We start from the raw sequence: 18,107 nt of genomic DNA on the forward strand, positions 1-18,107 counted from the left end.
TAGTTCGTTAAATCCGGCAGTAGAGATCAAGGCCGTGTCCGGCGGCAACCGCGTCGATCAGGGCCTGGAGCTCGCAGGGCGGGTCCTTGTCCGTCCAGGCTTGCCACCATCGGTGGAAGGTGACGGCGGGGGTGAGCCAGGAACGGACGGCCCGTAAAGCCCCCGGACAGCAAGGCAGTTGGGGCTGGTGGGGTGCGGCTGAGCCCCCTCTCTGGCCCGTCGTCGGGGCACGGGTCGGGCCTGGTGGCGTCCAGGAGGCCGGGTGGGGCGAACCACTGGTTCCAGCAGAAGGAGAAGGCGCAGTTGACCAGGGTCTGGTGGCGACGGATGGCGCGGTCGGAGCGGACTTGGAAGTCGGCCCAGCCGAGTTCGTCCTTGATCTGCTTGTAGCTCCGCTCGATCCACGGCCGCAGCCCGTAGAGCCGCACGATCTCGGCCGGCGGGTGCGGGCTGGTGGCGGTGTGCGGGGCGTCGGGGTGGGGCAGGTTGGTGGCCAGGAACCAGGTGGCCTTCTCCGGCAGCACGCCCGGATCCAGCGGTGGTCACCACCAGGCGACACGGGGAGTCGGGGCCGTAGCCGCCCAGGCGGGCATCCGCGGCCCACCAGGTCTCGGTGTGCCCATCGCGGAAGCGGCGTTCAACCGGCGTCCAGTCACCCGGATGTTCCGGGTCGGTCCCGGCCAGGGCGCGGGCGGCATCGATGGGGGTGTGCGGCTGGTCGGCCCGGGCCCAGGTGCCGCGGTGCGGCTTGAGCGCCACGACGTAGGCAGGCCGGCCTCGCATACCGAGGTACCAGTCGTCGCTGGTGGAGTAGGCGCAGTCGGCGACCACGGCCCGGCAGCCCGCCTCCTTGGCCCGGGCCGCGAGGGCGGCGGACAGTTGCGGCTTGGTGCGAAAGGCCGGGTCGGAACGGCCGCGGGCGAAGTGGTGGGCGGGCGTGTACGGCTGTGCGTGCAGCGGGTAGTACACGCGGCCGTCGGTCCACACCGTGGTCACCGTGACGATGCCGTTGTCGGTCTTGCCCAGCCGGCCCAGCCACTGCCGTCCCACGTGCGCGGTCGCCGTGCGTCCTTGCGGTCCCCTGAGTCGTCGATGACGATGACCCCGCCGTCGTGAGGAGCCGTCTCCGGCTGCTTGCGCAGCAGGTCAAGCCGCCGGTCGTTGACCTGCTCGGCATCCCAGGCGACTCGGACAGGAAGAACTGCAGCCGCTGCACCCCCGGCATCCTCGCGCCGGCCACCGGCTCCGCCCCTGCCAAGCAGGTGATCGTCTTGTTCTGCTCCCGCGGTGCCAGCAGTCCGGTCAGATACTCACGAAACCCCCGCCGCTGTGCCAGGCTGAAGAAGAGGTCATCGAATCGGGCCGCGTACTCCTCCAACGGCCCCGGCGCAGGCGGACACGGACGGCGAGCAGTCATCTTCAGCACCCAACAAGCCAGTTGACTCCTACCACCGGCCTACGACCACCCTGACCTGCCGTCAACCCACACCATCGCCGGTTAACGAACTACCGGTAACAGGCTCAGAAGCGCTGGGCGATGCGGGGGCTGTGGTGCCGGGAGCGGCTCCGGTTCGGTGCCGGGCGCCTGATCGAGGCTTGCCGGTCAGGCGCCCGGGCCGTCCGAACCGGTGATCAGCTCTTGGTGACCGACTTCACCCAGCTGATGAAGTTCGTAGTCGAGTCGCCGGTGCGTTCGGCCTGTGTGTGTCCCTGGGCCCACACGGTGGCGAAGTCGACGTTGCGGATCCCGTAGTTCTGCAGGGCCAGCAGGACGTTGATCTCGGTCGTGCTGGCCGTGTCACCCTGCATGATGCCGGTACGGATGCGCCAGTGCGGCGCCACCTGCGACCGGCGGTAGCCGGCGAAGGCGGGCGAGAGGAAGTACAGCGGGTTGTACGCGTCGAGCCGCCAGGCCATGTCCTTGCCGACGCTGTCCTTCCGAGCGAAGTCGCTGTCGTACGCCGAGGAGTTGTAGGCGGTGTCCCAGTCGGAGTACGTGGCGTACTTCGTCTGGTTGGCTTTGATGACGTTACGGGTGAGCGGCGCGAAGTGCGACGGGTCGTTGAGCCCCATCCCGAGGACGTTGTTCTCTGTCTGCCCGCGGGAGTACCCGTCGAACGCGCCGACTGGCTTGCTCGCGGTCTTCTGACTCTTGACGAAGCCCTCGAGACCGGACACTTTGGCAGTGTTGGCCGTGGAGTCGTAGGTGACCCAGGTGCTGTCGGTGTTGAGGTGAGCGATGTAGTCGGCGACCGTCTTGTACGTGGTCGAGGACCCTGTCGAGCCTGATCCGGGCGGGCCGCCCTGCGTGGTGACGGTGTACGGGAAGGTGGTGTCGGCCAGGAAGTGGTTCAGCGAAGTGGTGATCACCTCGATGAGGTAGTCGTAGTAGGTGCCGGCCAGGTAGACGCCGCTGCTGGACTCAGTCAGCTTCAGATGCCTGCCCTTCTCGTCGCGCAGACCCAGGCGGTTGAGGTACTTGGGCCACGCCTTCGCGAGGTCCGTCGAGTAGCCGCTGGTCCAGGTGCCGGACGCGCGTGTGCCGGTCGAGGCGAACTGGCCCATGTTCCACTCGTAGGACAGGTTGGCCTCGTGCAGGCTGGTGATCGGGCACCAGGCCATGACGCCGGCGACCGCGTCGCTGAGGGGCCGCCCCTTGGCGTCCTCCATCGCCGCGCCGATCGAGCGCAGGTACGGGTAGAACAAGGGGCTGTCACCGGACGCACCGGCCACGGTGTCCTGGGCGCCGCCGCCGCTCATGCCGAACAGGACGACATCGTCCGTGCTGCCGGGCAGGACGCTCCGGTTGTACCGGAGGAAACGGACGGCGGCCTTGAGGTCGGTCACGCCCCAGGGGGCCGCGTCGGAGCGGGTGCTGGTCGAGCTGTCCCGGCCGCGCAGGCCGGGCCACACGTAGATGAGCCCGGCCTTGAGGTACTGCGAGACGCTGCTGTAGCTGTAGGACGTGGCCGGCTTCTGCGCGGCGTAGCCGGGGGTGCTGACCGGGATCACGATCGGCGCCGTGCGTGCCGAGTAGTCGCCGACGGTGCCCTTCCGGTCGACCGTCGCGGTGTACGTGGTTCCGTCGCTGTTCGCGGTGGCCTTCAGATAAGCGCCCGGCACGTAGATCGACAGGTTCTCGTAGTCCGTCGCGGCCGGGTTCGCGACGTACATCTTCCCGATCTGGTAGTACACGTCGTTGGTCGAGTCGTACGACCAGGCGGTGGAATCGAACTCCAGCGAGTATGCCGAGGACGTGCTCGACGAGCTGCTCGACGACGAGGTGCCGGCGAAAGCCGCCGATCCTGCCGAGCCCTCGGCGACTCCGAACGCGGCCAGGGCTGCGGCGCCCGTGGCGCTCCGGATAACGGTCCTGCGGTTGATGTCCACCCGTAGATCTCCCTGTGCGGTGAGTGTGTGGCCACAGCCGTACTTATCCACCCCGCCCCGGCGACGCCGCGGGCAGGTCGGGCTGTGCATGTCCCCTCGGCTCCCACACTGCAGCCCGCATCCCAAGATTGTTTTCAATTTCTATGACAATTCAGTGAGAAGTTGTCCCGCGTGGGCTGCCTGCCTGGAGCGCCGTCACTGCAGCGCCCGCACCGACTGCCGGATCACCAACTGCGGGCTCAGGACCACGTGGTCGTCGGCCGCCAGACGCTCCTCGCCGCCCAGGGCCAGCCTGACCGCGGTGCGGCCCAGGTCCTCGTAGGGCACCCGGACCGTGGTGAGGGCCGGGCTGAGGTCGGCCGCGAAGGGCACGTCGTCGAAGCCGACGAGTGAGACGTCGCCGGGGACATCGAGGCCGGCCTCGCGCAGGGCGGCCAGGGCGCCGGTCGCCACCATGTCGGTGCCGACGAAGACAGCCGTGAAGTCCAGGCCGGGGGCCAGTGCCTCACGCGTGCGGCACCGTACGGCGTGTGGGGCGTCGTCGCGACGTCACCTCACCGGTGCCGGTGAGGCCGCCTGATGGTCTCGCCTTTGATCGCGTGCTGCTCGGTGTCAGAGGCTGGTGCGCGGAGGGCCTGTCGTGCCGCGGACGATCAAGTGGACGGGGAGGACTGTGCGCAGCGGGCCCTTGCCGGTTCCGTCGATGGCAGCGAGCAGTCGCCGGACGGCCTCGGTCCCGGATTCCCGCAGTGGCTGGTGAATGGTCGTCAGTTGAACGAGGTCGGCGGCGTCGATGTCGTCGTATCCGAGCACGGACAGGTCGCCAGGCACCTCCAGTCCGAGGTCGCGGGCGGCCTGAAGCACTCCGAATGCGAGGGTGTCGTTCGCGGCGACGATCGCGGTCGGCGGGTTTGCGCCGGACAGGATCTTCCTGGCGGACTGCTGTCCTCCGAGGCGGGAGTGTTCACCTTCGGCGATGTGGCTCGGATCGATCCGGAGGGCGCACTCCTGCAATGCCTCGGTGACGCCGCGAAGGCGCGTGCGGCTCGAACGCACGCCGAGCCTCGGGGACGGCGGGTCACCGACGAAACCGATCCGTGTGTGCCCGAGCTCGAGCAGGTGGCGCCCGGCGATCCGTCCTCCCTCGACGTCGTCGCAGACAATGTGGGGAACGCCCGGGCGGCGGGCGTCGATCAGCACAACCGGCAGACCGGACGCACTGATCTCCTCCTGCCCCTCCCCTTGGGGAGCGACGGAGATGAAGATTGCGCCGTCGACTCGACCTGCGCGGGCGATCTCGCGGACGACCTCGTCGCGCCGCTCGACCGTCTCCGCATTCCGGATGATCATGTCGAGTCCGGCGGCGGTCAATGACCGCTCGATGCCGTGGATCCGCTCGATGACGGACGGAATGACCAGGTGGACGGAGACCACGGCGATGGTCTGCGTGCGCCTCAGGGAGAGCCGGCGGGCGGTCTCGCTGGGGACGTACTTCAGTTCCTCGATCGCCGCCAGGACGCGGGCGCGGGTCTGCGCACCTACCTTCGGCCGATCGTTCAGGACGCGGCTGACGGTGCCGACGCCCACCCCGGCACGTCGCGCGACGTCTGCAATGGTTGCGGACACCTTGCCTCTTGTCCCTCTCATGATCATGGTCAGCCTGCACGAACTGGTGGAACCGGTTCCATTGCTGGCTCTCGAAAGTCATGTTACGTTACGCCCGCCAGATGGTGGAACCGGTTCCATCAATCTCCGAGAACAAGGACGTTGAGGAGGGAAGCGATGCGCAGAAGAGAACTCATTGCGCTGGCCGCCGCCACATTGCTCGCGGGCGGATGCAGTGCGGCCGGATCCGGCAGCCCGTCGTCGGGTGCGGACGGGGCGGTCGGTTTCTCCGGGTTCGTCGGCGGTCCGGGCATTCTCACGCAGACCGAGGATGCGATCAAGGCTTTCAACAAGGAGAACCCCCGCTACGAGATGACCTTCGTTCAGGGTCAGTTGAATCAGCCGCCGTTCCAGCAGTTGCTGACGATGTACGCCTCGGGCAACGTGCCCACGATATTCATCCTCGACGCCCCTGACCTGGCCAAGGTGGCCGACAAGGTCGTGGACCTGTCGGACGAGAAATGGGTCGGGGAGGAGTATCCGTGGGCGCGTCAGCAGGGGACGGTGGGGGGTAAGGTACTGGGCGCTCCGCAGTCGGCCACGGGCGTCGGGTTCCTGTACAACAGGAAGCTGATCGAGGCGGCGACGGGCGGGAAGTTCGACCCATCGACCATCAAGACGCGTTCCGACCTGGCAGCGCTGTTCGCCAAGATCAAGAAGGCGGGGACAGCGCCGCTCCTGGTCTCGCCCCTGTCCTGGTCGCTCGGCTCCCACTTCCTCGGCAAACTCTACGACGCCCAGGGGGACGACACCGCCCGCGCGCGGTTCGTCTCGCAACTCAAGGCGGGCAGCGCTGACCTGGCGGACAACAAGGTGTTCAACGGGCTGATGGACACACTCGACCTGATGCTGAAGTACAACCTGAACGCCTCCAAGCCGATCGCCGGCACGATCGAGACGGACGGCAAGGCGTTCGCGGACGGCAAGGCGGCATTCTGGTTCATGGGTGACTTCCAGTGGCCGATGCTGCAGGCCATGGGTGTCCCGGCGGCCGGGGACGGGTACGGGATCATCCCCGTCCCGATCAGCGACGACTCGTCCGATCCCTGGAATCACAAGATCATGGCGACGTCGGCGTTCGTGATGGCCATCGACAAGACGGTGAATACGCCGGCCCAGCAGAAGGCGGCCAAGGCCTATATCGACTGGTACGTCCAAAGCGCCAGTGGCCAGGACTTCATGGTGAACAAGGCCGGAGGAGTACCCGCCTATACGAACGTGAAGCTCCCGGTCAGCAATCCGCTCGGGCGATCGGTGGCCGCCGCTCTGGCCGACAACGCGACGTACTCCCCGTACATGGGCCTGCCGAGCGATCACGGGGCCGTCCTGGGCGACGTTCTGGTCAAGTACATGGCCGGCAAGCTCGACCGGGCCGGAGTCGCGAAGGCCATCACCGGCTACTGGAAGTCCCAGAAGTAGCCCGGCACTCCCCTGGGTTTCTCGAACAGCGTCGGAGCACCGCGGACCGCTCATCAGCGGTGCTCGACGCGAGACCAGGCAGCCTGCACGCACACCACCAAGCCCCGTAAATCATGAGGGGGTCTCCCCTATGAGCCGTCAGTGGCGCAACCTCCGCGGGTTCCTGTTCTTCGCAGGTCCGTCGACTTTCGCCTTCATATCCATCACGATCGTTTCTTTCATCGGGGGCGTCGTGCTGACGTTCACGAACTGGAACGGGCTGAGCAACACCCTCTCGTTCACCGGATTCGACAACTACACCGCCGCGATCGCGGACGACCAGTTCTGGAGTTCGCTGTGGCTGACCGGGCGCTATGTCGTTGCGGTCGTCCTCTTGTCGAATGCGTTCGCCTTCGCGATCGCTTACATGCTGTCGGGCCGAATCCGCTTCCGCGGGATGCTCCGCGCGGGGTTCTTCACGCCCAACCTCATCGGTGGTGTGGTGCTCGGCTTCATCTGGTATTTCATCTTCTCCCAGGGGCTTGTCGCCGTCGGCACCGCCTTGGGCGTCGATCTGCTGTCCACGTCGTGGCTCGCCTCGGAGACGCTGGCGTTCTGGGCGCTGGTGATCGCGACGGTGTGGCAGATGGCGGGGTTCCTCGTGATCATCTACCTGGCCGGACTGACCGCCCTCCCGGGTGACGTCCTCGAGGCCGCGTCCATGGACGGGGCCGGCGGCTTGCGACGACTGCGCTCCGTCGTCCTGCCGCTCATGCGTCCCTCGTTCACGATCTGCGTGTTCCTCGCCATAGGCCGCTCCTTCATGACCTATGACATGAACCTCACGCTCACGGGCGGTGGTCCTTACGGGTCGACGGAGCTGGTGGCGATGCACGTCTATCAGAAGGCCTTCGTGTCGCAGCAGTTCGGGACCGGGCAGACAGAGGCGCTTCTCCTGTTCGTGATCGTCGCCGCGATCTCGGTACTCCAGGTATCGGTCGGGCGTCGCAGGGAGGTGGAGTTGTGAGCACTGATGTCCAGACGGCCCGCGTTGCCGCTGAGGTCACACCGGTTCGCCGGCCGCGCGTTCCACGGCGGGGTATCGGGCGGACCGCGGGGATGCTCGTGGTGCTGCTGGCGTACATCGTGCCGGTCCTGCTGGTCGTGTCGAACTCGCTCAAGCCGGAGTCCGACATCCTCAGTGATCCCCTGGGTCCGCCGCCGTCGGTGACCCTGCACAACTACGTCGATGCCTACCAGCGGATGAACTTCCTCGGCAGCTTCGTGAACACGCTCGTCATCACGGTGTCCAGCGTGGTCGTCATCTGCCTGTTCGGCTCGATGACGGCCTATTTCCTGACCCGGGTCCGGTGGGCGCCGAACCAGTTCGTCTTCTACCTCATGATCGTGTCGATGATGGTGCCGTTCCAGGTGCTGATGATCCCGATGATCAAAATCCTGGGCGATCTGGGTCTGCTGAATCAGAACTGGATCATCGTCTACGTCTACTTCGCGAGCGGCGTGCCGATGGCCGTCTTCCTGTACGCGGGCTTCATCCGGTCGATCCCACGGGAGCTCGACGAAGCCGCCACACTCGACGGCTGCAACCGGGTGCGGACGTTCTTCTACGTGATCTTCCCGCTCCTGCGACCGATCACGATCACGATCGTCGTCCTCGACGTGCTCATGTTCTGGAGCGACTTCCTCATGCCGTTCCTGGTACTGCGACGGCCCGAGCAGCGAACACTCACCCTGTCGACCATGGCATTCGTCCAGAGTCACACCACGGAATACGGGCCGATGATGGCTGCTCTGATCATGAGCGTCATCCCCGTCTTCCTGGCCTACCTGTTCCTGCAACGGCACGTCATCGACGGAATGGTCAAGGGCGCGGTCAAGTGAGCCACGCCCCGGCCGTAAGGAGATACCTGTGATTCCTGACATCAGCGACATTCATGTCTTCCGCCAGGGCGCGCGCGAACAGAGCGCCTTGTTCCCCCGCGCGCTCCCAGGGCTGCCACGCGACACGTACGAGCGCGTCCCGGTGCCGACCGAGGCGGCCGTCGAGGAACTGATGCTGTACCGGCCGAAGAACGTGGCCGGGCCACTGCCGGTGTACCTCAACCTCCACGGGGGCGGCTTCGTGGTCGGCGACTGGCAGGCCGACGACCCGTACTGCCGGCTGCTGGCCGACACCGCCGGATGCGCCGTGATCAACCTCGATTACGTGCTCGCCCCCGAGCACCCGTTCCCGGCCGCCGTCGAACAGACCCATGCGCTCCTGGCCTGGCTGCACCGGCACGGCAGCGAACTGGGTCTGGACGGCGATCGACTCGTCGTCGGGGGACACAGCGCGGGAGGCAACATCAGCGCGGCGGTCAGCCTCCTGGCCGTCGACCGCGCGCAGTTCCCGCTGCGTGGGCAGATCATCGACTACGCGCCACTCGACCTCGCCACGAGCCCTTCGGCGAAACCGAACCCGGATCCGAGCCCCGACCCCGCGTTCGCGGAATTCCTCACCCGAGTCGCCGAACAGTTCAACGCCTGGTACCTGGCGACCGCGGCAGACGCTCACAATCCCCTCGCGTCACCGCTGCTGGCGCCGGACCTCACCGGCCTCCCGCCTGCTCTGGTGATCACCGCTGGCCATGACGCGCTCTGCGCCGAGGGAGACGCCTACGCCCGTCGGCTTCGCGAAGCCGACGTCGAGACCGAGCACATCTCCTACGCAGGTTGCCCGCACGCGTTCACGCACGTCGGTTCGGAGGACGCCGCCACGGACGCCTGGGACCGGATGGCGCGCTTCCTCGCCCGGGTACTGGCATGACGTCCGAGATGGTCGGGCGTGAGGCGCCAGCGATTCACGGCGGGGCGGAGCCGGGCTTCGGGCGGATCGTCGACGTCTTCCGCGACAACTTCCGCGACCGGGGCGACGTCGGTGCCGGCTGCACCGTGTATGTGGACGGCCAAAAGGTCGTCGACATCTGGGCCGGAGTGGCCGATACGCGCACCGGCCGGGCATGGGACGAGCACACGGCCGCCGTCATGTTCTCCTGCACCAAGGGAATCCTCGCGCTCTGTGTCTACCGGCTCGTCGAGGAGGGACGCCTCGACCTCGACGTGCCCCTCACGACCTACTGGCCGGAGTTCGCGGCTGCCGGCAAGCGCACCATCACCATGCGCCATGTGCTGGCCCACCGAGCAGGACTGCCCGCCCTCGAAGCGGATCTGGCCCGGGACGAGATCTGCGCCTGGGATCCCGCCATCCGGGCGTTGGAAGGCCAAGAGCCGATCTGGACCCCCGGCACCGCCCACTCCTACCACCCTGTCACCATCGGCTGGATCACGGGCGAGGTGATCCGGCGGATCAGCGGCCTGACACCGGGCCGCTTCTTCCGCCAGACACTTGTCGAGCCGCTTGGGCTGGACATCTGGATCGGGCTCCCCGCGTCGGCCAGGCCAACGGTGGCCTGGATGGAGCCCCCGCTTCCGGACGAGGACACCCCGGTGACCCAGGCCGTCGCCGAGGTCCAGGCGACACCGGTCGTCAGGCAGGCCATGTCCATGGGGGGTGCGATGCCGTTCCCCACGGAGAACGGCATCGTCACGCTCAACGACCCGGCCCTGCAGGCCGCCGAGCTGCCCGGTGTGAACGGCATCGGTACTCCCCGATCGCTGGCACGTCTGTACGCCGGCTGTGTCACCGAGATCGCCGGCCCCCGCACCCTGAGCGCCCGGTCGGTGACCGATGCCCTGGTCCCGCAGTCGTGGGGGCAGATGGCGCTCGGCGATCCCGACCTCGGACAGCGGTGGGGAACCGGCTTCATGCTCTCCTCCCCGCCCTCGCGGCCCATGCTCAGCCCGCACAGCTTCGGCCACGACGGTGCGGGCGGCCAGCTCGGCTTCGCCGACGAGGGATACGGCGTCGGCTTCGCCTACCTCAGCAACCAGATGGGCCCCGTTCTCGACCAACGAGCCAACGAGTTGACCCGTGCGCTGGGTGACTGCCTCGGCGCCCGCACACCTGCAGGGCCCGGACGGTAGGAACCCTCCCACCCGCGGCAGCGGCTCGACGTCTCGTCCGCGACGCCGATCAGGCAGCACGGTGACGAGAGCCTCCCGGCACAGATTCGGTGCTGGGGTCGGGAGACCCGTGGGGGACCGCATCACCTCGACCAGTCGACACGTACCACACTATGGAGCCGTTCTCCCATGACGAACCCTGAAAAGCCCGAGCGGGCCGGTCCGCGGGGCCGCCGCCGATATGGGGACTGCTGACCATGGCCCATGCACATTCGCCCTCATCCGACGGCAGCCAGGGCTGCGGGCCCCAACTGATCGCCTATGCCGACCGTCTCGGCGGCTCCCTGCGTGGTCTCGCGGAACTGCTGCGCGGCCCGCTGGCAGGCGCCTTCGACGGCGTCCACATCCTCCCCTTCTACCGGCCCTACGACGGAGCCGATGCCGGATTCGACCCCGAGGACCACACCGAGCCAGATCCCCGCCTCGGGACCTGGCAGGACATCGAGTCACTGTCCGAAAGTCACGTCGTCATGTCCGACGTCATCGTCAACCACGTATCGAGTCGCTCGCCCGGCTTCCGTGATGTCGTCGAACACGGCGACGCCTCACCGCACGCCGGCATGTACCTCACACTCGGGTCCGTCTTCCCCGACGGCGTCACCGAGTCGGACCTGGCGAGGATCTACCGACCGCGCCCCGGCCTCCCCTTCACTGCGATGGCCCTGGGGGGCCGTCGACGGCTGGTGTGGACGACCTTCACTCCCGAGCAGATCGACCTCGACATCCGTCACCCGGGCACGTGGCGGTACCTCACGTCCGTCATCGACGCCCTGACAGACGCGGGAGTGCGACTGCTGCGGTTGGACGCCGTGGGCTACACCGGCAAGAGCCCCGGCACTGACTGCTTCATGACACCGGCCTCGTATGACTTCGTCGCGAGGATCCGCGACTATGCGGCCTCTCGCGGGGCGAAGGTACTCCTGGAGATCCACGGTCACCACCGGCAGCAGATCGATATGGCGAAGAGGGTCGACTATGTGTACGACTTCGCGCTGCCTCCCCTCCTGATTCACGCCTTGACCAGCCACGACGGCGGACCACTGGCGCGGTGGCTCGAGATCCGACCCACCAATGCCGTCACGGTCCTCGACACTCACGACGGGATCGGCGTCATCGACGCGGGCCCCAGCGGCGACGGGGCCGGCGATGACGGGCTCCTGGACGATTCGCAACTCGACGCGCTCGTCGAGGCCATCCACACCAACAGTGGCGGGACCAGCCGACTCGCGACCGGGACCGCCGCGTCCAATCTGGACCTCTACCAGGTCAACTGCACTTTCCGGGACGCCCTCGGCGATGACGCGCGCTACCTGGCCGCCCGCCTGATGCAACTGTTCGTGCCCGGCATTCCCCAGGTCTATTACGTGGGTCTGCTCGGCGGGCGGAACGACGTCACCCTCCTGGAACGCACGGCGGTCGGCCGGGACATCAACCGGCACCACTTCAGCCAGGCGGAGATCGATTCCGCGCTCGCCACCCCCCTGGTCGAGGCGCACCTGGCAGCCCTGAAGTTCCGCGCTCGCCACCCTGCCTTCCGCGGCGCCTTCACGTTCTCGGTCGACGAGCAGTATGTGGCACTGACGTGGCGCGACCGCGAACACCGGACGACTCTCACCGTGGACCTCTCCACGGCGGACGCGACCATCGAGGCCACAACGGCGATGGCGACCACAATGGTCGCCGACCCCTGGAAGCCCCAGCTCATGGGGCAGTTGTGGTAGGCGGGGTCTTTGTGGTCCAGGACTGTGTGCAGGCGGTCACGACGATGCCGTCGGCGGTGCGGGCGTCGCCGTGACCGCCTCGGAGCCCTCGGTCATCGCGGGCGTCGCCCTGACAGGAACGTGCCGACGCGACACCGGCGCGGCGTTGAGGACAGCACCTGCCGCGGAAACCGCCAGCTGTCGTGGCCGCACGGAGTCCGGATCCGCCTGGCAGCGGGCAGGCACAGGGCGGTGACCAGCGCGGCAGCGGACAGCGCCGTGACCCGCGCCAGGTGGCCACTCGCAAGAGCGGGGAGGGATCGGGCACCGGAGCGGTCCGCGTCCGGCGAACTTCCTTTCCGTTTTCCCATGTTCACCGTCCGCTTCGGTTGGGGCTTCTTGCGACCGCTTCCCGCGAACCCGGCCGGGCCGTGCCTGCGATCTTCGCGGTCTCCGGGAGAAAGGGACATCGCCGTACTCCTGTGTCGGGGTGGAAGCTGTGCCACAACTCTTCTGCCGCGACATGGGTAGGCGCCTCAGCCGAACGGCCGGTGTTGCGTGTGCCGGTGGCGGGTGTCTCGCCCGAACGGTGGAGGAGACGCCCCGCGCCGGGCGGCGTGATCGTCGGCGGTTCTGCTGCTGGTGGCGCGGGGCCCGTCGAACGCGGAGACCGCCGCGACGCTGGTGGTGGCCGAGCAGACCGTCAAGACCCCATGGTTGCTCGCCAAGCTCGGTCCGCGACAGGGCCCGACTCGTTGCCATTGCCTACGAGCTGGCTGATCACCCCGGGCTTGCCCGCCTGACCCGCGCCCGGTGCGGCCGGCCGGCTCACAGACGACACCGCCCGACACCGCCCATGCCCAGACCCGGCACGCCCTCGCTCCCAGGTGTGACACCGGAGTTGGCACCTGGGTGTGACGTGCCGTCCCGGCCCCGCGCCCTACCGTCACCGAGCCCTGACCAACCAGAACCGGTTTCCGCGGAGCGCGCATGCACCAGACCATCGACATCGACCACATCATCCGCCTCTACCGCACCTACGCCCACGACCTCGACCAGGTCCGCGAGAAGCAGCGGGAGCTGCTCGCCCCGCCGACCTCGTTGAAAGCCCAACTCGATGACATCGAGGCGGAGATCACCTATCTCCTGCTGCGCGAGACTCGTCCGGAGACGGTGGTCGAGATCGGCACCTTCCACGGCTGGTCCACCACCTGGATTCTCCAGGCCGTGAAGGACAACGGCAGCGGCCACCTGTACTCGTACGACATCGTGGATCACGTCGTGCGCAACGTCCCCGAGCAACTGTCCGCCGGGCGCTGGACGTTCACGCAGGGAGACGCCCGGGAGAACCTGGAGAAGATCCCGGACACCGCGGACTTCCTCTTCATCGACGCCGCGCACTCGGCGCGTTTCGCCCGCTGGTACATCCAGCACCTGCTGCCGCACATGCGGCCGGGCATACCCATGTGCGTCCACGACGTCTTCCACGGCCGCAGGCCACTGCCGTTCACCGAGGGAGCGGTCGTCCTGCGCTGGCTCGCCGACCGGGAGAACGCCTACTTCACCGCCTCCCGCGCCCACGCACCCGAGATGTATGACCGCCTGAACGACGTCAAACGAAACCTCACCCTGAGCCACCCCCTGAAGGACAGCCGGGACAACCCCATGATCTTCTTCACCCTGCGCTGACGCCGTCCGGAGCGCACGGCTGCCGCACCGCCCCGACCGGTGAGCCGAGGGCCGTGCGCCGGCACTCCCACTGCCGTCTGCCGGGCCGGGCAACAGAAGTCCGGTCCTCCTTCGGACGGCGGCCTGATCCCGGTGCCGGCCGAGCACGCGTCATCGTGCGGCCGGAAGCAGCCCGCTGATGAGGAACGGCCCGTTTACCGGCTGCTCAGCCCAGTTCGGTCAGTCGTAGCGAGGCTTGGGCGGCGAAGGCCTCCATCCACTGTGAGGTGGCGCCCAGATGCGGCGAAATGATCACCGTGTCGTTGCCGAGCTCTGTGTACGGCTCGATGTCACGGAGGAAGGTGTCCAAGTCCCCTTCGGCGGCGCCCGAGTAGGTGACCGCCCGGCGGATGTCGTCGTAGTCGCGATCCGCCTCGTCGCAGTGCCTGCGCAGTACATCGAGCTTGTGCGCGACCTCCTCGGGCGAGGTGGCGAAGAGGTTGCAGGCGTCGGCGTACCGTGCGACGAGCCGCAGCGTCTTCTTCTCACCGCCGCCGCCGATCATGATCTTCGGATGCGGAGAGCTCACCGGCGACGGTACGCAGCGGGTTTCGGCCAGCTGGTGGTGCCGGCCCTCGAAGGGACCGTTGTTGTCCGGGTCCCACATCTGCAGACAGATCCGCAGAGTCTCCTTCGGCCGTTCGAACCGCTCCGCGAGCGGCGGGTAGGGCACGCCCAGGCCGTGGTGCTCGCGGTCGTACCAGGCGGCGCCGATGCCGAGGGTGGCCCGGCCGCCGGACAGGGCGTCGAGCGTGGTGGCGACCTTGGCGAGAAGCCCGGGGTGACGGTACGTCACTCCGGTGACCAGGGCGCCCAGCCGCACCATGGAGGTGTGGGCGGCCAGGTAGGCCAGGGCTGTGCAGGCCTCCAGATGGGTGCCTCGGCTCCGCCGTTGAACTCCATCTGGAAGTAGTGGTCCATGACCGACAGCCGGCTCACGCCTGCCGCCTCCGCCGAGGCCCCCGCGGCGGCCAGTTCGGCGCGCAGTGCGCCGCTGCCCTGGGGGTGGTCGAACCGGTTGATGTGCACGCCTACGTGCATGTCCGTCTCCGTTCGGTGCATGTACGGGCCTTCACCGAACCGGCGGAGTTCGCGCAACGGCGGCTTACGAAGCGTTCACGGGTGGGGACCCGCCATCCGCCCGCGTGCGGTCGACCCACTCGGCCCCGCCCTGGTGGTGAGCGTGTGTCGCGACCGCCGCCGCCCCAGCGGCGGCGGACCGACGAGAAGGGGGTATGGGCGGCGGACCCCTCCCGCTCAAGCGGCATACGGGTCCATCACGCCGCCCCGCCTTCACCCAAGCCCGTCGGCCGGTGTTCCCAGAGCGTCTCCCTTCTGGACCTCCGTGACGATGGTGCCGGAGCCGTTGGTGAGGGGCCCGGCTGCGGACGACGGCGGTGCCGTCGTCGCGGGGGCGTATCTCCCACGATCTCCATCGTGCCGTGCAACACGTCCCCTGGCCGGACCGGCGCCCGCATGCGCAGCGAGGTGATCTCCCGGCCGGCGATGACGAGACGTTGCACTCCGGCCTCGTCGCTCTCCTCCGCAGTCGCACGGCAGCCGTGTCAGTGGGCTCCGGCTCCCAGCGTTCCGCCGCCGTCGGAGGGCGCCTGTGGTGCGGTGCGCCGGGCGACTACGGCCAGCGCCGCGACCGTCACGGCGAGGAGCAGCGGGTGCTCGACCAGCCACGTCTGGATGCCTTCGAAGGGGTCGGAGGATGTCAGGGCGGCGCGTTCGAGCGTCCAGGAGACCGAGAACAGCAGGCCGGTCAGGGCCACCCCGACGCGGAACGCGGGATAGAGGGCGGTGCGGGCCAGGACGATCAGGGAGGGCATCATCAGAGCGACGACGAGAAGCTGGGTCAGCTCGATGCCCAGGTTGAAGCCCAGCAGCGTGGTCACGAGCGAGCCGCGGTCGAGACCGAGGTCGCCGATCAGGGAGGCGAACGCCAGGCCGTGGACGAGACCGAAACCGGCTGCGATGAGTACCTCGCCGCGGGCCACCAGGGGGCGTAGGGCATGGACCGCGGACACCGCGATCGACAGGGCGATCAGGGTCTCGACCGGGCGGGTCGGCACGTCGATCACCTCGGTGGCCGCCAGCGCCAGGGTGAGCGAGTGGCCGATGGCGAACGCGGTGACGACATGGACGACGCGGACGACGCTGCGGCGCGCTGAAAGGGCCGCACGCCATCGGCCCCCTGCGGCCACCAGTGGGGCCGGGATGAGCAGCATGAGCAGGAACAGCAGGTGGTCGGCGCCCTCGCCGACGTGCTCGATGCCCAGACCGGCGGTCGTCGCGAAGCCTCGTAGCCATGAGCCTTCGCCCGCCTGGACTTCGAGGCTCTTGGTGTCGAAGTCGACGACCCCGAGGGTCTCGGCGTCGTCGGTCTTCAGGATGCCGCGGTCGAAGTCGTACCGGACGGTGACGACGACCTTGTGGGTCAGCAGTTCCTCGACGATGACGTCGTAGCGGAGGCGGAAGTTGGTGACCCGGCCGTCGGGTGGGCGGAGTCCGAGCGGATAGACGAGGTGCGCCACCCCGTCGATCGTGCGGACCGACCCGGTGCCGAGCGTGACGGCCCAGGGCCGGTGGTCGTCGCCGACGGCCGCGATGTGCTCGGCGGTGTAGCGCTTGAGGAACGTCAGGTCGGCGCCGAGGACGCTCGCTCGGGTGAGCTCCCGGTCCACGGCGACGGCCAGGCGGTCGACGGGCAGCTGCACCTCCCCCTCGACCCGGTCCTCGCGGACGTCGAGGAGGACGGCGGAGGCGCTCATCGGATGGGCGCCGGCCGGCGACGCGAGGCCGCCGACCAGCATGAGTGCCGCGAGCAGGAACACCGGCAGCAGACGTTCCGCCGGTGTACGTGCGGGCAGGAGACGGGGCACGGTGAGGCTCCCTCGCTCCGGTCAGTTCCAGCCGTAGTCGGCTGTCTGATCGCGGAAGATCGTGTGCTGGTGGACCCCCTGGACCACGATGCCGCCCTGGTTGGAGAACTCGATCCAGACCGACGGGCCGTCGACCCGTACGTACGTCTCCTTGTTGTCGATGGCCGTTGCGCCGCTCCAGCCCAGATATGTCTCGTCGTACTGGGAGACGTACTTGGCGACGAGCGCCTCCGCGGCCTCCTCGTCCAGGTCGTCCACCCAGGTACGGATCATCGCGGTGACTTTGTCCTGCTGCTTCTCGGTGAGATCGCCGATCACGACGCCCTCGGGGTCGGGGAAGGGGCCGTCGTTGCCGGGGCCGAGCAGCAGGTCGTCGAAGCTGCCGTCGATCTCGGCCTTCTCCAGTTCGCTGTCGCTGAGCGATCCGATGGCTGCGATGGTGGTGTCCCGCTTGTCCTGGAGCGGGGCGTACGACTTACCGTCCGTTTCGAACTCCGACGGCTCGATGGCGGTCAGCGTGGGGGAGAGGCTGACGTCGTCCTTGTAGTACGTGAGGTTGTACGCCGCGTGGTGGCCGCCGAACTGGACCATGAACTGTTCGGTCTCGCTGGGCTCGCCGAAGAAGGCCAGGAAGTACTTGTCCGCGTTGTAGTCGTCGCCCCCGCCGGGGCCGCCCCCGTTGTCGGCCGCCCCCACCTCGCCGAGGTACTCGTCCGCGATGCGGATCTCCTCCAGCTCCTCGTAGCCCTGCTCGCTGAGGGCAGCCTCCATGACTTTTAGCGCGGCGGTCTTCTGGTCGTCGTCGAGGTCGGCGAATTCGATGCCGTTGCGCTCGACGAAGGAGGTCGGGAAGTTCGACCAGCCCTTGGCCTTGGCCTCGTCGTCGAAGTCGTAGAGCGCTGTCTCCTTCTCGTCGTCGGAGAGCGCCTTGAGGAACGCGTTGGCGGCGGTCACGACCTCGGCCGTGTTCGCCTTTCCGGCGCCCGTGCTCGCCGTCGCGGACGAGCTCTGGCTCGACGACGTCTCCGACGAAGAGGAGGACGAAGAGTCGTCGGAGCCGCAGCCGGCGACGCCGAGGCCGACGCACGTGGCGAGGGCGATGGCGCGGCGCACGAGTGCCCGCTTCCGTCGTCCACGGAGTGGCGGCCATCCGTGCGCGGGGGAGTCGGCGGGGCCAGAGGCAGTGGGGGAAAGAGTGACGGTGGACATGGCGCTCCTGGAACGGTGCATGGAGGGGACCCCCATCGTGATCGAG

Annotated in this window: 11 protein-coding genes and 4 pseudogenes; 8 read left to right on the forward strand and 7 right to left on the reverse strand. The window is 68.1% G+C overall.

Features of this window, described 5'->3' with window-relative positions; genetic code table 11:
• Positions 1–26 precede the first annotated feature (26 nt).
• The 4 genes and pseudogenes from AQJ46_RS59575 to AQJ46_RS50090 all read right to left on the reverse strand — a co-directional run bounded on the left by AQJ46_RS59575 (position 27) and on the right by AQJ46_RS50090 (position 5,016).
• Positions 27–1,417: pseudogene (locus tag AQJ46_RS59575) on the reverse strand (IS701 family transposase).
• A gap of 215 nt (positions 1,418–1,632) precedes the next feature.
• Positions 1,633–3,390 carry a hypothetical protein gene (locus AQJ46_RS50080; protein WP_059212038.1) on the reverse strand — a complete coding sequence of 586 codons (1,758 nt, stop codon included), beginning with the start codon at positions 3,388–3,390 and terminating at the stop codon, positions 1,633–1,635.
• A 195-nt stretch (positions 3,391–3,585) separates the two neighbouring features.
• Positions 3,586–3,906 (reverse strand): annotated as a pseudogene (locus AQJ46_RS50085) (substrate-binding domain-containing protein); the annotation flags it as partial.
• Positions 3,907–4,002: 96 nt separating this feature from the next.
• A complete protein-coding gene (locus AQJ46_RS50090) occupies positions 4,003–5,016 on the reverse strand; it encodes a LacI family DNA-binding transcriptional regulator (RefSeq protein WP_159064259.1) in 1,014 nt (337 codons plus the stop codon).
• A 156-nt stretch (positions 5,017–5,172) separates the two neighbouring features.
• On the opposite strand from AQJ46_RS50090, the gene AQJ46_RS50095 reads away from it, so the two are divergent.
• The 8 genes and pseudogenes from AQJ46_RS50095 (at position 5,173) to AQJ46_RS50125 (ending at position 13,925) form a co-directional block, all read left to right on the forward strand.
• The gene (locus AQJ46_RS50095) at positions 5,173–6,474 is read left to right on the forward strand and encodes an ABC transporter substrate-binding protein (protein WP_059212040.1); all 1,302 of its coding nucleotides are present in this window, start codon (positions 5,173–5,175) and stop codon (positions 6,472–6,474) included.
• A gap of 130 nt (positions 6,475–6,604) precedes the next feature.
• Complete coding sequence (locus tag AQJ46_RS50100) at positions 6,605–7,480, forward strand: carbohydrate ABC transporter permease (protein ID WP_059212041.1); 876 nt, start codon at positions 6,605–6,607, stop codon at positions 7,478–7,480.
• Complete coding sequence (locus AQJ46_RS50105; protein ID WP_208617133.1) at positions 7,477–8,355, forward strand: carbohydrate ABC transporter permease; 879 nt, start codon at positions 7,477–7,479, stop codon at positions 8,353–8,355. Before AQJ46_RS50100 ends, AQJ46_RS50105 begins: the two co-directional genes overlap by 4 nt.
• A gap of 28 nt (positions 8,356–8,383) precedes the next feature.
• The gene (locus tag AQJ46_RS50110) at positions 8,384–9,280 is read left to right on the forward strand and encodes an alpha/beta hydrolase (protein WP_059212043.1); all 897 of its coding nucleotides are present in this window, start codon (positions 8,384–8,386) and stop codon (positions 9,278–9,280) included.
• A complete protein-coding gene (locus AQJ46_RS50115; RefSeq protein ID WP_225887665.1) occupies positions 9,277–10,497 on the forward strand; it encodes a serine hydrolase domain-containing protein in 1,221 nt (406 codons plus the stop codon). The genes AQJ46_RS50110 and AQJ46_RS50115 overlap by 4 nt, the downstream gene beginning before the upstream one ends.
• A gap of 236 nt (positions 10,498–10,733) precedes the next feature.
• Entirely contained in the window at positions 10,734–12,257 is a 1,524-nt protein-coding gene (gtfA, locus tag AQJ46_RS50120) for a sucrose phosphorylase (RefSeq protein ID WP_059212044.1), read from the forward strand.
• Positions 12,258–12,866: 609 nt separating this feature from the next.
• Positions 12,867–13,008, forward strand: a pseudogene (locus AQJ46_RS58255) (DNA-binding response regulator); the annotation flags it as partial.
• Positions 13,009–13,226: 218 nt separating this feature from the next.
• Entirely contained in the window at positions 13,227–13,925 is a 699-nt protein-coding gene (locus AQJ46_RS50125; protein WP_059212045.1) for a class I SAM-dependent methyltransferase, read from the forward strand.
• A gap of 205 nt (positions 13,926–14,130) precedes the next feature.
• Here the strand turns inward: AQJ46_RS50125 and AQJ46_RS50130 are convergent.
• The 3 genes and pseudogenes from AQJ46_RS50130 to AQJ46_RS50140 all read right to left on the reverse strand — a co-directional run bounded on the left by AQJ46_RS50130 (position 14,131) and on the right by AQJ46_RS50140 (position 17,965).
• Positions 14,131–15,005, reverse strand: a pseudogene (locus tag AQJ46_RS50130) (LLM class F420-dependent oxidoreductase).
• A 524-nt stretch (positions 15,006–15,529) separates the two neighbouring features.
• A complete protein-coding gene (locus AQJ46_RS50135) occupies positions 15,530–16,852 on the reverse strand; it encodes a HupE/UreJ family protein (RefSeq protein WP_225887666.1) in 1,323 nt (440 codons plus the stop codon).
• Positions 16,853–16,873: 21 nt separating this feature from the next.
• Positions 16,874–17,965 (reverse strand): DUF3500 domain-containing protein, encoded by a 1,092-nt coding sequence (locus AQJ46_RS50140; protein WP_059212046.1) that lies wholly within the window; start codon positions 17,963–17,965, stop codon positions 16,874–16,876.
• Between the last annotated feature and the right edge of the window lie 142 nt (positions 17,966–18,107).

The sequence above is a fragment of the Streptomyces canus genome (assembly GCF_001514145.1).
Taxonomy (GTDB): Bacteria; Actinomycetota; Actinomycetes; order Streptomycetales; family Streptomycetaceae; genus Streptomyces; species Streptomyces canus.